Annotated in this window: 14 protein-coding genes; 2 read left to right on the top strand and 12 right to left on the bottom strand. The window is 62.8% G+C overall.

What is annotated here, in order from left to right:
* Positions 1-79: 79 nt before the first annotated feature.
* The 8 genes from Q7J58_RS17880 to Q7J58_RS17845 all read right to left on the bottom strand — a co-directional run bounded on the left by Q7J58_RS17880 (position 80) and on the right by Q7J58_RS17845 (position 7,431).
* Positions 80-1,636 carry an Rne/Rng family ribonuclease gene (locus Q7J58_RS17880; protein ID WP_304830898.1) on the bottom strand — a complete coding sequence of 519 codons (1,557 nt, stop codon included), beginning with the start codon at positions 1,634-1,636 and terminating at the stop codon, positions 80-82.
* 40 nt (positions 1,637-1,676) lie between these two features.
* Positions 1,677-2,294: a Maf family protein gene (locus tag Q7J58_RS17875; RefSeq protein ID WP_304830897.1), complete on the bottom strand. Its 618-nt coding sequence runs from the start codon at positions 2,292-2,294 to the stop codon at positions 1,677-1,679.
* 105 nt (positions 2,295-2,399) lie between these two features.
* On the bottom strand, positions 2,400-2,867 hold the full coding sequence (gene rlmH, locus Q7J58_RS17870; protein WP_304830895.1) for a 23S rRNA (pseudouridine(1915)-N(3))-methyltransferase RlmH: 468 nt from the start codon (positions 2,865-2,867) through the stop codon (positions 2,400-2,402).
* On the bottom strand, positions 2,864-3,643 hold the full coding sequence (gene rsfS / locus Q7J58_RS17865; RefSeq protein ID WP_304830893.1) for a ribosome silencing factor: 780 nt from the start codon (positions 3,641-3,643) through the stop codon (positions 2,864-2,866). Before rsfS ends, rlmH begins: the two co-directional genes overlap by 4 nt.
* Positions 3,640-4,314: a nicotinate (nicotinamide) nucleotide adenylyltransferase gene (nadD, locus tag Q7J58_RS17860; RefSeq protein WP_336623508.1), complete on the bottom strand. Its 675-nt coding sequence runs from the start codon at positions 4,312-4,314 to the stop codon at positions 3,640-3,642. The genes rsfS and nadD overlap by 4 nt, the downstream gene beginning before the upstream one ends.
* A gap of 5 nt (positions 4,315-4,319) precedes the next feature.
* Entirely contained in the window at positions 4,320-5,234 is a 915-nt protein-coding gene (gene hemF, locus Q7J58_RS17855; RefSeq protein ID WP_304830890.1) for an oxygen-dependent coproporphyrinogen oxidase, read from the bottom strand.
* Between the two features lie 61 nt (positions 5,235-5,295).
* The gene (gene purD / locus Q7J58_RS17850) at positions 5,296-6,570 is read right to left on the bottom strand and encodes a phosphoribosylamine--glycine ligase (protein WP_304830888.1); all 1,275 of its coding nucleotides are present in this window, start codon (positions 6,568-6,570) and stop codon (positions 5,296-5,298) included.
* A 141-nt stretch (positions 6,571-6,711) separates the two neighbouring features.
* A complete protein-coding gene (locus Q7J58_RS17845; RefSeq protein ID WP_304830886.1) occupies positions 6,712-7,431 on the bottom strand; it encodes a YebC/PmpR family DNA-binding transcriptional regulator in 720 nt (239 codons plus the stop codon).
* 105 nt (positions 7,432-7,536) lie between these two features.
* On the opposite strand from Q7J58_RS17845, the gene Q7J58_RS17840 reads away from it, so the two are divergent.
* Both Q7J58_RS17840 and Q7J58_RS17835 read left to right on the top strand, forming a co-directional pair.
* The gene (locus Q7J58_RS17840; RefSeq protein WP_304830884.1) at positions 7,537-9,072 is read left to right on the top strand and encodes a helicase HerA-like C-terminal domain-containing protein; all 1,536 of its coding nucleotides are present in this window, start codon (positions 7,537-7,539) and stop codon (positions 9,070-9,072) included.
* Positions 9,073-9,079: 7 nt separating this feature from the next.
* Complete coding sequence (locus tag Q7J58_RS17835) at positions 9,080-9,574, top strand: DUF1499 domain-containing protein (RefSeq protein WP_304830882.1); 495 nt, start codon at positions 9,080-9,082, stop codon at positions 9,572-9,574.
* A gap of 103 nt (positions 9,575-9,677) precedes the next feature.
* Here the strand turns inward: Q7J58_RS17835 and pelG are convergent, their stop codons facing one another.
* Genes pelG through Q7J58_RS17815 form a run of 4 tightly spaced genes read right to left on the bottom strand, consistent with a single transcriptional unit; the run spans position 9,678 to position 15,229 of the window.
* The gene (gene pelG, locus Q7J58_RS17830; RefSeq protein WP_304830880.1) at positions 9,678-11,048 is read right to left on the bottom strand and encodes an exopolysaccharide Pel transporter PelG; all 1,371 of its coding nucleotides are present in this window, start codon (positions 11,046-11,048) and stop codon (positions 9,678-9,680) included.
* A gap of 9 nt (positions 11,049-11,057) precedes the next feature.
* On the bottom strand, positions 11,058-12,647 hold the full coding sequence (pelF, locus tag Q7J58_RS17825; RefSeq protein ID WP_304830878.1) for a GT4 family glycosyltransferase PelF: 1,590 nt from the start codon (positions 12,645-12,647) through the stop codon (positions 11,058-11,060).
* Positions 12,648-12,704: 57 nt separating this feature from the next.
* Positions 12,705-13,742, bottom strand: coding sequence for a hypothetical protein (locus Q7J58_RS17820; RefSeq protein ID WP_304830876.1), 1,038 nt, complete (start codon positions 13,740-13,742; stop codon positions 12,705-12,707).
* On the bottom strand, positions 13,739-15,229 hold the full coding sequence (locus Q7J58_RS17815; protein WP_304830874.1) for a hypothetical protein: 1,491 nt from the start codon (positions 15,227-15,229) through the stop codon (positions 13,739-13,741). Before Q7J58_RS17815 ends, Q7J58_RS17820 begins: the two co-directional genes overlap by 4 nt.
* Positions 15,230-15,320: the final 91 nt, after the last annotated feature.

The following is a 15,320-nucleotide window of genomic DNA, read 5'->3' as shown; positions in this document are numbered from 1 at the left end:
CACACCGTGGAACCGGCTTCGCCGGGCCACAGGCGTGGTTCCCCCCAGGGGGGAAGCCGCGCAGCGGCGCAGGGGGAATTCAAAGCAACACGATGTCGTATTGCTCCTGCGTCATCGAGCTTTCGGCCTGCAAGGAAATGGGCTTGCCGATGAAATCGCTCAAACCCGCCAGGTGCTGGCTTTCTTCGTCCAGAAACAGCTCCACCACCTTGGGAGAAGCCACCACCCGAAACTCGCGCGGATTGAAGGCTCGCGCCTCGCGCAGAATTTCCCGCAACACGTCGTAGCACACACTGCGCGCGGTTTTCACCACGCCTTTGCCGCTGCACGCCGGGCATGGCTCGCTGAGCATGTGGGCCAACGACTCGCGGGTGCGTTTGCGGGTCATCTCCACCAACCCCAGCTGGGAGAAGCCGCCCGTCATGGTTTTGACCCGGTCCCGGGCGAGTTGTTTGCGGAATTCGGTCAGTACCGCGTCCCGGTGGTCTTCGCGCACCATGTCGATGAAGTCGACAATGACGATGCCCCCCAGGTTTCGCAGGCGCAGTTGCCGCGCAATGGTCTGCGCCGCCTCCAGATTGGTGCGAAACACGGTGTCGTCAAAGTTCCGGGCGCCCACATAGCCACCTGTGTTCACATCCACCGTGGTGAGCGCTTCGGTCTGGTCGATCACCAGGTAACCGCCCGACTTCAACTCCACCCGGCGACTGAGCGCACGGGCAATGTCTTCATCGACGTTGTAGAGGTCAAAAATAGGTCTCTCACCGCTGTAGTGCTGCAGTTTGCGGACTGTATCGGGCATGAATTCGGCGGCGAACGCCTGCAGCAGGCCGTGCTGTTCGCGCGAGTCGATGCGGATCGACTGGGTTTGTGTGCCGACAAGGTCGCGCAACACGCGCTGCATCAAATTCAGGTCTTCGTGCAACAGCGTCGCCGCTGGCTGGCGCGTGGCCGCCTCCTTGATGCGCAGCCAGGTCTTGCGCAAATAGGCGGTGTCCTCAATCAGTTCCTCATCATTCGCGTCTTCGGCGTTCGTTCGCAAGATAAAGCCACCAGCGGCACTTCCGTCGGCGGAGGCTGTCAACCGCAGCAGCCGCTGGCGCAGCGCATCGCGCTGGGAAGACGGTATTTTCTGCGACACGCCAATGTGGCTGTCTTGCGGCAGAAACACCAGCAAGCGCCCGGCAATACTGATTTGCGCTGTCAGGCGTGCACCCTTGGTGCCGATCGGGTCTTTGAGCACCTGCACCATCAGCGCCTGCCCCTCAAAAATCTGGCGCTCAATGGGCAACACCGGATTGGGTGTGAGAACTCGGGGGTTGCCGCTCGTTGCAGCCGGTTGCGCCGACGGTTCTGCCGCCGACACGTTGGCCAAGCGATCGCGTGGCGCGGCGTGTTTGGCGGCTATGTTGGGCATCAGGTCGGCCACATGCAGAAACGCCGCCCGGTCCAGCCCAATGTCGATGAAAGCAGACTGCATGCCCGGCAGCACCCGTGACACTTTACCCAGGTAAATATTGCCCACCAGCCCACGCTCCAGCGTGCGCTCCAGGTGGACTTCTTGCACCGCCCCCTGCTCTACCACCGCCACGCGGGTTTCCTGTGGCGCCCAATTGATCAGGATGTCCTGGGTCATATGAATGGTTTGTCTCGGTATCTTTTGATGACTGGTGTCGTCAGAACAGATGCACGCCCGCGGCGCCCAACACCTGCGCGGTTTCATGTGCAGGCAATCCCATGATGCCTGAATAACTGCCGCTGATGTGGCTCACCCACAACGCAGCGCGGCCCTGAATGGCATAGGCCCCTGCCTTGCCCATCGGCTCTCCAGAATCCACATAGCGGCGTATCTGCGCAGCGCTCAGCGGCTCAAACACAACCCACGAGGTGGACAGCGCCGCCCAGCTTTTGGCACCGTGCGCGCCCGGGCGGCCCACCGCCACGGCAGTCAACACCCGGTGGCGTTGCCCGGCCAGATCGGCCAGCATCTGGCACGCGTCGGCTGCGTCGACCGGCTTGCCCAGAATGCGTCGCCCCAGCGCCACCGTGGTGTCGGCGCACAACACTGGCGCACGGGGCAGCCCACGGCGCTGGAGCCGCGCCAACGAGGCCTGCAGCTTCAGGCCGGTCACGCGCTGCACATACGCCGCTGGCGCTTCGCCGGGCGCCACGGCTTCGAGCGATTCAACGTCTTCGTCGACGTCGGGCAGCAGCTGTTCGCAGCGCACGCCCCATTGCGCCAGCAACTGCAGGCGGCGCGGGCTTTGAGAGGCCAGGTAGATGAAGTCAGACATGGTGTTTCGGGTGGAAAAGTGCAGAAAGTCGGCATGGAGCCGTGCGGCGACAAGGCGCACCTCCTACGCAGCGGCAGGCCCAATGCCACAGGGCAGGCACCGGTTTCACTCCCGGTGGTACGGGTGGTTCGCGTTCACCGACCAGGCGCGGTAGAGCTGCTCAATCAACAGCACACGCACCATGGCGTGCGGCAGCGTGAGGTCTGACAGGCGGATGCGCTGGTGCGCCGCCGCCCGAAAAGCAGGCTCCAGCCCATCGGGGCCGCCAATCACCAGCGCCACATCGTCGCTGTCCAGCTGCCATTGCTGCAGTTGCTGCGCCAGCGCTTTGGTGGTCAGCGTGGTGCCGCGCTCGTCCAACACCACCACGCGGCAGCCACGCGGCAGCACCGCCTGGATGCGCTCGCGCTCGGCGGCCAGCAGCGTGTCCAGCGTTTTGGAGCCACGCGGCTCGGTTTTGACGGTTTTGAGCTCCACCCGAAGCTCGGGCGGAAAGCGCTTGGCGTAATCGTCGTAGGCAGTTTGAGCCCAGTCAGGCACCCTTTGCCCGACCGCGACGATCAGCAGTTTCATGCCTTTTTCTTGACGGCCGGTTTGGCTGCGGCTTTGGGCGCGCTCTTGGCCGCGGGCTTTGCAGCCGCTTTGGGAGCGGCTTTAGGGGCAGCTTTGGCGGCCGGCTTGGCGGTGGCGCGTGGCTTGTTCACCACCAGTTTTTGCAGCGTGGCCTTGGGCTGGGCGGCAGCGGTACCGGTGGCCGTCTTGCGGGCGGTGGTGGTTTTCTTGGCAGCCGTGGTTTTGACGGCTGCTGTCTTGGCCGTTGCCTTGAGGCCGGTTTTCACCACAGGCGCTTCGGCTGCAGTCTTGGCAGCAGATTTGGCAGCGGTACGTGCCACGGTTTTCGCAGCGACCGCTTTCACAGGCGCTGCAGCCTTGCGCTTGCTGGTTTTGGTGGCAGGCTTTTCAGCCACCGCTGGCTTGGGTGCTCCGTGCTTCAGACGGACTGGCGTGGCGCCCCAGATTTCTTCCAGGCGGTAATACTGGCGAATGACCGGCTGCATCACGTGGACAACGGCTGCACCGCAGTCGACGATGATCCATTCACCGTTGTCTTCGCCCTCAATGCGCGGCTTGTCAAAACCCGCTTCGCGCACGGCATCGCGCACGCTGGCAGCGAGTGCCTTGGTCTGGCGGTTGGATGTGCCGCTGGCCACAATGACGCGCTCAAACAGGGGCGAGAGTTTTTCCGTGTTGAAAACCACGATGTCCTGGGCCTTGACGTCCTCGAGTCCATCGACGATGGCCCGTTGAAGTTTTTGGATGTCTTTTTTGGCGGTGGTTTCGCTGGTCATGAATGCTTCTGATAAAGGTGATGGTGTGAAATATAGCCTGCGACGGCCTCGGGCACCAAAACGTCGAGCGCGCCGCTGCGGCTCACGGGTCGTTCAACGTGGGCGCGCACGGCTGTGGCGCTGATGTTTTTGAGCGGCATTTGCAAGCGCTCAAAGGGCAAATCGACGGCCGACAGGTCCATTTCCTGAACCTGATCAAGGGCCCCGTTGGCCCCGATGTTGACGGCACGGTTGGCCACCGCCAAGGTGGCCTGCTCCAAAACGTCGGACCAGCGCACCCAGCTTTTGAATGCCAATAGCTGGTCGGCACCCAACACCAGAAAGAGCTGGGCCTGCGGGTATTCACCAGCCAGCTCTCGCAAAGTGTCAGCCGTGTAACTGGGGCCTTGGCGTTGAATTTCGCGCGCATCCATTCGCGTGCGAGGCAAGTCTCCAAACGCCAGTTCGCACATAGCCAACCGGTGCTTGGCAGGCGTCAGCACCCGCGATTTGTGCCAGGCCTGCCCCGTAGGCAGAATGTGCAGCATGTCCAGCCCCAGCTGGCCCAGCGCCGCCTCGGCCAGGGCGCGGTGCGCCCAGTGCGGCGGATCGAACGCGCCTCCAAACATACCCACACGCAAGGGCCGTGCGCCTGCAGAAGACACATCAGCGGAAGGGGAGCCGGTTGGCACGCGGTTCAAACCCAGTCCTTGCGAACCAGGAATTCCTTGTACAGGCGGTCTTCGGGCGTGCCTTTTTTGCTCTGTCGGTTGTAAGCCCAACTCACCAGCGGTGGCATGGACAGCAAAATGGACTCACTGCGCCCACCCGATTGCAGCCCGAAGTGCGTGCCCCGGTCCCAGACCAGGTTGAACTCCACATAACGGCCGCGCCGGTACAGCTGAAAACTGCGCTCGCGCTCGCCATAGGGCATGTTCTTGCGGCGGTCCACGATGGGCAGGTAGGCATCCAGAAAGGCATCGCCCACTGAGGTCATCATGGCAAAACTGCCGTCAAAACCGAGTTCGGAAAAGTCGTCAAAAAACACACCGCCAATGCCGCGCTGCTCGTCGCGGTGTTTGAGATAAAAATATTCGTCGCACCAGGTCTTGAAGCGGGGGAATTTGTCCACGCCGAACGGATCCAGGGCGTTTTTGCAGGTGGTGTGGAAGTGCACCGCATCTTCCTCAAACCCGTAATACGGGGTCAGATCCATACCGCCACCGAACCAGCACACCGGCTCGCCACCGGCCGGGGCCGCCGCGATCATGCGCACATTCATGTGCACCGTGGGCAAGTAGGGGTTGCGCGGGTGAAACACCAGCGACACGCCCATGGCCTCAAAAGGCGCGCCCGACAGCTCCGGGCGGTGCTGGGTGGCTGAAGGCGGCAGGCGCGGCCCGCTCACATGCGAAAACCCGCAGCCGGCGCGCTCAAACACCGCACCGTCTTCCAGGATCTGCGTGATGCCGCTGCCTTGCAGAGTCTCGCCAACCGGTTTCTTCCATTTGTCCACCAGAAACTGGCCGCCATCGACCAGCGCCACGGTGGAGGTGATGCGTTCCTGCAGATCGGTCAGATAGTCGCGAACGTCTTGGGTCGGGTTGTTCATAAAAATGGAATGTACTGGGTACCGCAGCACCAAGCCGGAAACGGCGGTTGGAGGCAAACGTTCAAAGCGCCCGGTAACCGATGTCTCGGCGGTACTGCATGCCGTCAAAACGGATGCCATCGATCAGCGCATAGGCGCTGCGCTGCGCATCGGCCACGGTGGGTGCCAGCACGGTGGCGCACAGCACGCGGCCGCCGGAGGTGAGCACGGCGCCGTTGGCTTCGCTGGTGCCGGCATGAAACACCATGCGGTCGGCTTCGTCGGCGGGCAGGCCGGTGATGGTGTCGCCTTTGCGAGGGCTCAGGGGGTAACCGGCCGCAGCCAGCACCACGCCCAGCGCCACGCGGGGGTCCCATTCCAGGGTCACGCGGTCCAGCTCGGCGCGGGTGGCGGCCAGCAGCACCTGCGCCAAATTGCTTTGCAGACGCATCAGAATCGGCTGGGTTTCGGGGTCGCCCATGCGGCAGTTGAATTCCAGCGTTTTCACGCGGCCATCGGGCGTGATCATGAGACCGGCGTACAAGAAGCCGGTGTAAGGAATGCCGTCGGCGGCCATGCCACGCAGCGTCGGCAAGATCACCTCGTCCATCGCCCGCTGGTGCACCGCCGGCGTGACCACGGGGGCCGGTGAATACGCGCCCATGCCCCCGGTGTTGGGGCCTTGGTCGGCGTCCAGCAAGCGCTTGTGGTCCTGGCTGGTGGCCAGCGCCAAGGCATGCTCGCCATCGCACAACACGATGAAGCTGGCTTCTTCGCCTTCCAGAAACTCTTCAATGACCACCCGCGCGCCACCTTCGTTGTGCGCCACGCCCAGTGCGTTGTCCAGCAGCATGAAGTCGATGGCCCCGTGCGCTTCGTCCAGCGACATGGCGACCACCACACCTTTGCCTGCGGCCAGGCCGTCGGCCTTGATCACAATCGGCGCACCCTTGGCATCCACGTAGGCAAGGGCCTGCACCGGGTCGGTGAAGGCCTGGTATTCGGCCGTGGGAATACCGTGGCGCTGCATGAAGGCTTTGGAGAAAGCTTTGGAGCTTTCGAGCTGAGCGGCTTTTTGGGTCGGACCAAAAATGGCCAGACCATGGGCACGAAATTCATCCACCACACCGGCTGCCAAGGGCGCTTCAGGCCCCACAACGGTCAGCGCAATGCCTTGCGCCTGCGCCCATTCACGCAAAGCCACCTTGTCGGTGATGGGCAGGTTGACCAGCTGGTCGTCGCGCGCTGTACCGGCATTGCCGGGTGCCACAAACACCTGCTCCACGCCTTCAGACTGCTTCAATTTCCACGCCAGCGCGTGCTCGCGGCCTCCGCCGCCAATGACCAAAACTTTCAAACCATTCTCCAAAATTCATTGATACGTCCAGCATATGCAGCCGAATCGCAATGGCCCACACAGAACGAGGTGGATCCGGCTTTGCCGGGCCGCTTCGCGCTGCCCCCTGGGGGCGTGCACGAAGTGCGGCGGGGGAGCTCACTAAATGCTTGCGTTGTGAAACACTTCCTGCACGTCGTCCAGATCTTCCAGCACGTCCAGCAGCTTTTGCATGCGCGCGGCGTCTTCGCCCGTGAGCTCGATGGTGTTCTCAGCACGCATCGTCACCTCGGCCACCTCAGGCTTGAGGCCCGCCGCCTCCAGCGCATTTTTGACCGTTTCGAAGTCGGTGTAAGCGGTCAGCACCTCAATGGCGCCGTCGTCGTCCGTGATCACGTCCTCAGCACCGGCTTCCAGCGCCACCTCCATCACCAAGTCTTCCGAGGTGCCGGGCGCAAAAATGATCTGCCCGCAGTGTTTGAACTGGAACGCCACCGAGCCATCGGTGCCCAGGTTGCCGCCGTACTTGCTGAACGCATGGCGCACCTCGGCCACGGTGCGCACGCGGTTGTCGGTCATGGTGTCCACAATCACCGCCGCGCCACCAATGCCGTAGCCTTCGTAGCGAATCTCTTCCAGCGCCTGGCCTTCCAGGTTGCCCGAAGCTTTGTCGACGTTGTATTTGATGCGGTCGGCCGGCATGTTGGCGGCCTTGGCCTTGTCAATCGCCAGCCGCAAACGGGGGTTCATGGCCGGGTCACCGCCGCCCTGGCGCGCGGCCACGGTGATTTCCCGGATGACACGCGTCCAGATCTTGCCCCGCTTTTCGTCTTGACGACCCTTGCGGTGTTGAATATTTGCCCATTTGCTGTGTCCGGCCACGAAAGATTCCTTATGCCCGCAGGGGGTTTGATCTAATAAGAAGCCCTTGATTTTACGATTGACCCAAACCCGCTCCCACGTCAACACCCGAAAGAAGCTGACAACATGGCCGAACCGATGCTGATTGCCCAAAATGCCCACACCACCTGCCAGCTGTTGCCCAGCCTGGCCAACCGCCACGGCCTCATCACTGGCGCCACCGGCACGGGCAAAACAGTGACGTTGCAAACGCTGGCCGAACAGTTCTCCAACACCGGTGTGCCGGTGTTCATGGCCGACGTCAAGGGCGACCTGACCGGCATCAGCCAGCGCGGCAGCTTCAGCGAAAAGCTCAGCGCCGTGCTGAAGGAGCGCGGCATCACCCTGCCCGCTTCGCAGGCGTGCCCCACCACGCTGTGGGACGTGTTTGGCGAGCAGGGCCACCCGGTACGCGCCACCGTGAGCGACATGGGCCCGCTGCTGCTGGCGCGCATGCTCAACCTGAACGACACCCAGGCCGGTGTGCTCAACCTGGTGTTCAAGATTGCCGACGACAACGGCCTGCTGCTGCTGGACATGAAAGACCTGCGCGCCATGCTGCAACACGTGGGTGACAACGCCAAGCAGTTCACCACCGAATACGGCAACGTGAGCGCCGCCAGCATCGGCGCCATCCAGCGCGGGCAGATGCAGGTGGAGGAGCAAGGGGGCGACCGGTTCTATGGCGAACCCATGCTGAACATTGAGGATTTCATGCAGACCGTGGACGGCAAAGGCGTGGTCAACATCCTGGCGGCCGACAAGCTGATGAACGCGCCGCGCCTGTACGCCACCTTCCTGCTGTGGATGCTGTCAGAACTGTTTGAAACCTTGCCCGAAATTGGCGATCCCGAAAAGCCCAAGCTGGTGTTCTTCTTCGACGAAGCCCACCTGCTGTTCAACGACGCGCCCAAGGTGCTGATCGAGCGCATCGAACTGGTGGTTCGACTGGTGCGCTCCAAAGGCGTGGGCGTGTATTTCGTGACGCAGAACCCGCTGGACATTCCCGACAGCGTGCTCGGCCAACTGGGCAACCGGGTGCAACACGCGCTGCGCGCCTTCACCCCACGCGACCAGAAGGCGGTGAAGGCCACCGCGCAAACCATGCGCCCCAAGTCCGGCCTAGACATTGAAGCCGCCATCACCGAACTGGCGGTGGGCGAAGCACTGGTGAGCCTGCTCGACACCAAAGGTCGCCCCTGCGAGACCGAGCGCGTGTTTGTGGTGCCACCGGGGAGCCAGCTCGGCCCCATCACCAGCGCGCAGCGGCAAGCCCTGCTGCAAGGCTCGCTGGTGGCGGGCGTTTACGAGGCGGTGGTGGATCGGGAAAGCGCCCACGAAATTTTGCGGGCCCACGTGGCCGCGCGCGCCCCCGAAGACACTGCAGCCGGCACCCCCAAGACAACGCGCATTCCGGGCGCACCGCAAGCCCCTGAGACCACTGGCGGTGGCATTGGCAGCATGGTGAACGAAGCCCTCTTTGGCCGCACGGGGCCCCGCGGCGGCCAATACGACGGACTGGTGCAGACCATGGCGAAAACCGCGGCCCGCAGTGTGGCCAGCGGCATTGGGCGGCAGATTGTGCGCGGTGTGCTGGGCGGTCTGTTTGGCGGCAAGCGCTGAGCACAGCATGAATACCCTGAAGCTGTTTTCCATTGCCTTGCCCGTTTTGCTTGGGGTTGCCCTGCTGGCGGCCCAAGCGGGCGCCTTGCGTGGCACCCAGCCAACCGACCTGGGTGTGAAGGACGGGCGCCTCAAAGCCCCCTCCCTCACGCGCAACAGCGTCAGCAGCCAGGCCGCGCTGTACCCGGAACACCCGCAAAAAACGCATGCCCTGATCGAGCCCCTGCCGCTGAAAAACGGCGGTGCGCTCGCTTCGGTAGCCGCTTTGTCAACGGCGCTGCAAAACCTGCCGGGCGTGACGGTGGTGGAGCAGCAACCCGACTACCTGTACGCCCAAGCCCAAACCCGATGGCTCAAATTTGTGGACGATCTGGAGTTTTGGATCAACCCGGTGGCAGGTGTGGTGGAGCTGCGCAGCGCCAGCCGTCTGGGCAGAGAAGACTTTGGTGCCAACCGGCAGCGCATCGAAGCAGTGCGGGCCGCTTACCTGGCACAGCCCTGAAAGTTGAACCTAAAAACAGCAGCTGATCGCTTATTTCCCGCTGAAAACCTTGTTCAACCTTGACTTCTCAGGACTTACGCAAAACCGTCAGGGCTAGGCAGCCTCACTGCAACATAAAGGTTTCGTATTCCAGCCGCCCCAGCACCCGGTTCATGAGTTGAATACCCAACAACAGGGTCAACAGCATAGCCAGCGCAAAGCCATAACCGAAGAAGCGCGCGCCCAGTCCAATCGAAAACCAAGAAAGCAGCGGAACGCTCAGCACCAGCGTAACCATTAATACGAGGTTTTCACGCCGCCGGTCCAGGTAAAACAGCACGTTCATGACCGCCAGCAGCAGCACCTGAAAACTGGCAGCCACCGCGTCTACGTAAAACAGCGGCAAGTGCAGTGTGGGTATGCCAAACCAGCCAAATATCGTCGGAGCAAACGCCGACATAGCCAACAGTGTGATCGCCTGGACCTTGAATATGTCAGCCAGTCCGGTGCGGATGGACAGCGCCATGCGATCGCGCATCCGCGCGATCTCGCCCAACGAGGCGCCGCCGCGAACGCCGTTGTAGAAGCGGTCATAGGTGTCCACGAAATCGGTCTCAAAACGCATCAGAAACACCGCCATGCCCGGCACGATGCTCAAGTAGGCCAGGAAGATAGGCAGGTCGTACACCACGCTGGCGCGCATGGGTGCGAGCACTGTGCTGCCTGTCAGGGGATGCAGCCAAAAGACAAACTTATCGGCCCAGATGGCTGTGTTGTAGAGCAGCCCTATCCAGATCAGCGCCGGATACATGGCGCCAGGTTTGAGGAAGTCCAATCGCACAAACTCGGTAGAGCGAAAGTTGCGCGCCACCAACGTGAACATGGCGAGCAGCATCATGGCCTGGCCCGCGACCCAGCCCGCCAGCAAGCCCTCTGTGCCCAGCGAGCGCAACAGATAGGCGGCCAGTACCGAGACCCCGTAGCCCAGCGTGAACAGGGCAACGATGCTTTTGTAATATTTCAGTCCGCTAAGAAAGATGGTGGCGATCCAGATGTCGGCAGTGACCACAAAACCGGCGATGGCAGCGGCACGGTAAACCGGCGTGGCGCCCTCGACCAACAATCCAAAAAACACCAACGCAAAGCCCCCGGCCACGAGTTGCACCAACAGCAGGGCGCCCACGAAGTTGGGCAACACAATGTCCTGTCGTTTCTCGAACAGGCGGTCGGACACCCAGCGTGTGAAGGAGAGTTGCAGCGGCCCTGTGAGAATCAGTGTGAGCGCCATGATCCAAGTCACCGTGACTTGGAACTGTGTCACCAGGATGTTGGGAACCGCCACATTGGACGAGAAAATGCCGATCGCGATGAGACCCGAAATGGACAGAATCCAGGGCCCGGCGCTGATGATGCCCGCGTAGGCGTAGGCCCGCAGCAGCCCGAAAAGGCTGTCCGTGCGCAGCAGCTTGCGCAGTTCAAAACCTATGCCAGCCATCGGGGTTCCTCACAGCACCACAACGGGGGATGTCAACGCGTCTTGCCCCGGCACACGGCCCAACGCTTCGTCATAGATGGCACGGTAGCGGCCAAACATGGTCGGGTGGGTGTAAAAGGTCTCGACACGGGCCATCCCAGCGCGTGCGGCGGCGTGCCAGCGCTCAGGGTCGCCCAGCAAGCCCACAATCGCCTCGGCCATGGCCTGCGAATCGGCGATGCCGACCACCTCGCCGCTGGCACCCAGAGCAGCGTCCTCACCTTCGAGGCCGTAGATGAGTTGGCGACAGGATCCGACGTCGGTCGTGACAGCTGGCACACCCGCTGCGTAACCCTCCAGCAGCACCAGCGGCAGCGCCTCACTGATGGAGGACAGCACCACCAACCCAATCTTGGGCAACACGTCGGTGAGTTTCTGAAACCCCATGAACTTGACCTTGTCCTTCAAACCCAGGCCTTCGGCCAGCGCGCGGCATTCGGCCGCGTACTCGGGGCTTTCGTCTTCAGGGCCAGCGATCCAGGCTTCCAGTTCGGGCATGCGGTCCACAGCGATGCGGGTGGCTCGGATGTAGGCCTTGATGTCCTTGATCGGCACCACGCGCCCGATCAGACACATCACCGGCGGAGGTTCAGCCGGGCGCAGCACGCGCAGGGCTGCAAAGCGTGGTACGTCCACGCCGTTGGCGATGTTGCAGGTGCGCGCTGGGTCGGCACCGTCTTGCACCTGGCGCAGGCGGTTGGCCTCATAGAGTGCAACGATGCGGTCGCTGGAGTCGTAACAAATCTTGCCCAGTGCCTGAAAAAACCGAATCCAAAGCTGGCGAAAGTAGCCGGCCTCGGTGGCATCGCGCTGGAGCACGTCGCGGTTGTCGGCAATCCAGCGCGCCGCAAACAGGTCGATCTTGCGCTCCTTGGTGTAAATACCGTGTTCGGAGAGGATCAGCGGACGGTTCCAGCGCCGCTTGAGCAAGGCACCCAAAAACCCGGCGTAGCCGGTGGAGATGGTGTGGTAGCAGCGCACCGCCGGGAATTTCTCCACCACCTCGGCCAGGGTCCAGATCGGCGCGTGCATGGTGCGCACCGTCCAGAAATAGTCCACGAAGCTGGGGTCGCTGCAGTGGCGTTGGTATTGGTCGGTGGTGTAGGCCCAGCTCGCTGGCGCGTACAGAAACTGCTCGTGGTTGAGGCGTCCGCGCAACTCGCCGACCAACAACTCCATGGCCTGTGCGCCTTCGGCCTGGTGAGCGTCAGGGTCCCGAAAATAGCGGTGCAGCGTCTCAACAGAGGCTCGAATGTCGGGGTCGGTGTCGCGGGGTGTGAGCACCGGGGGCTTGCGGCTGTCGTACAGGTAGTACTCGCTGATGTGGGTGACATTGGCGGGCAGCGCAAACTTGCGCTCGCCGTAGTCTTCGCGCCGCGACCCCAGAAAACAGATGGCGAAGGTCAGGTCGGGAAAGCCACAAATGATTTGGTTGACCCAGCTTGAAACACCGCCAGCCACGTAAGGGAAAGTACCTTCGAGCAGCAGGCCGACATCGGCGACAGGTTCGCGCTCGCCGATGGACTTGGGCCGTGCGCGGGAAAACCAGGGAAAACTCATGGGGCATTTCCGTTGTGCGAATGGGATGGCAGGCTCTTTGGAGCAGCTGGCCTGGACTCATGGCAACAAAATGTCGGTGGCCAAAGGATGGCGGCGCGACCAAAAGGCGACCACCGCATGCCAACGCGAAGGCAGGCTGCGGGGCGCGTCGAAACGGCGACAAACGATGCGCAACCGCACCCAATCGCCTTGAGCATGGGCCACAATGGCTTTGAGTTGCAGCAGCGAGTTCTGCGGCATGCGGGCGCGCTCGGCGAGGTAAACAGCGCGGTGGGCGGCGTTGAACGAGCCCTCCTCCACCAACACCTGTACGTAGACGCGCCAGACTTGGGTCAGCTGCGGCTGCTCTTTGAGCAGCTTCTCGCAACGGTCCTTGCAGCGCACCAGCGCCATGCGGCGCAAATCACCACGCACCAGCCCGGCATCGATCTGCCACCACAGCAGATCCACCAGATTCATCAGCGCGCGCGCCGCAGCCATTTTGTCGTTGGAATTTTTGGCGTGCTCGAACGCTTTCTGGGCACGCATGATGCCCTCGGAACTGGTTTTCTCCCAGTTGTCTAGCATGCTGTAGGCCAGCAAGCGAATGTCTTCGACCGGATCTCCCAGCAGGTCTTGCAGCAGCGGCACCACGGCACGCGGTGAGACGTGTTGCATCGCCAGCAAGAGACGCAGCCGCTCATCGACCGAGAGCTGGTGTCCCGATAGCGCGCGTCGCGCATCGCGCAAGCGCAGCATGCTCAGCGACTGCCCACTGCCGTCAAGCGCCACAAACTCGAAAGGCCTGATGGGCTGACCCACCTTTGTCTCCAGCACCTTGGGGTGGCGGTGGGCCACCCACAGCGCCAGGGCCATGAACAGCCCCCCCAGAGGAATGAAGAAACCGGTGCTGGCCAGCATGGCCAGCACCAGCAGTTTGGGCTGGCGGTAGGACATAGGCGCCAAGCGCCAGGCCGCCAGAGCAAACAGGCCAGCGGCCGTGGCGTGCGCACCCAGCGCAATCCACGCACCGTAGGCTCCGGGATCGGCCCACAGCGCCAACCCCGCCTGGATTTCGGCCATCAGCGCGCTCCAGAAGACCTTGTTCTGCATCATGGCGCTGGCTCCTTCAGCTCGTCGCGCAGCCAACGCAGCGCATCGGCGCTGTCGAGTGGGCGGGCGCGGTGACGCAAAGTGCGTACCCCCTCCTCGCCCAACAGTTGCTCAACTTCACCACGCAAGCGCCGCGCATAGCCACGCATGGCCGAGGCGTCGGCCAGGCCCAGCACCACCACCACGCACCGCAGCTCAGCCCCTTGGGCGCCAGGCGGCCAGACCCAGGCGTTGGCGCCGACCGCATGGCGTTCCAGCAGAGTCAGCAGCGCCTGCTCGGCCAACTCGGCGTCGTCACTGCGGGCGCGCCAGACCACCAACTGGCTGACCTCTCCATGGCGCTGGCCCAACCGAATCCAGCTTTCACACTCACCGAGCAACTCACGCGGCACCTCGGGCAACTCAGCCCCCAGGCTACCAATGCGGTCGAGGATATGCAGGTAGTCGCCATAAGACTCGAACAGCACCCCGAGCTTGCGCAGGTTGTCTTCCGTCAGAGACAGAAGCGGCATCTGGAACACCGCCAGCAACGCGTAGGGCTCACCCGTCGCGTCGCGCAACACGCAGGCGGCCAACATCTCGCTGCCCAGATCATCAACCTGCTCAATCTGGCGGTGCACCAAACGGTCCCAGCGCAGCGACTCGACAAAGAGCGGGTCGTGTACTGACGGGTTGCGCGTACGGCCCAGGCGAGCGACCTCCTCCAACTGCCAGCCGCCCTTCCATTGCACGCGGTACATACCTGCGCGCATGAGCGCGCAGTGCGACTCCAGAAAAGCCATGATGCTGCCCGCGCCGGGCAAGGCATGGATCGGATCGTCCTCGTGGCGGGTCAGCAGCTTCATGGTGGCCCGCAGGTCGCGCAGTGCGTCACGCAACGTGGCCGGGCGCTCAACGATTTCGGCCTCCAAATCGTCGTGCGAGAGCTTCATCAGGTAGAGCCGACGGGTCAGTACCTGGGTGTTGTGTTCCAGTTCCTGGCGCATATCGGCGTAAGCGGTCGCGCGCGAACGCCACATAGAAGTGAACTCACCAATGAGCAGTGTGGTGAGCGCACCACCCAAAAAATACGCGCGCGGCCACGCAGCCCAGTTCCAGCCATTGACATGACCCCACACCAGCACAAAGGCCAGCACCCCGGGCACGGCCCAGAGCGAACCGTAGCGCAACGCCACCAGCCACACCCCAAGCCAAGTCCAGGGAAAATCTGCACCGCTGAACAACGGGTCTTGCGGTCGCGCCTGGGCACCCAGCACCAGAGCGATCCAGGGAATGACCAAGGCCTCCAGCACATGGGCCGTTGCCGACCCCTTGAGCAACAGCCAACGTCCGAACTCTCGGCGCCAACGTCCGTAGCGTTTGAAGAACCGCTGAGCGGCGTGCATCAGCAGCAGGCGTACCGCGCCCCAGGCTCCCGCCAGCAAAACCAGCCAGCGCAACGGAGAAGCGCGACGCGTCAACGACGGCGTCTGCGTCCAGGTGGAAGGCATCGGCTCGGGTTTCGGCCACAGTGCCGCCTCGACGGTGTTTTCCTCTGGTGCAACGCTTGATGCCAGGTCTGACGCAGAGGCCGTTGAGGTC

It is taken from the genome of Hydrogenophaga sp. (assembly GCF_030656115.1).
Taxonomy (GTDB): Bacteria; Pseudomonadota; Gammaproteobacteria; order Burkholderiales; family Burkholderiaceae_C; genus Hydrogenophaga.
Note: the sequence above shows the minus strand (reverse complement) of the source record. Positions and strands in the feature narration are given on the sequence as shown.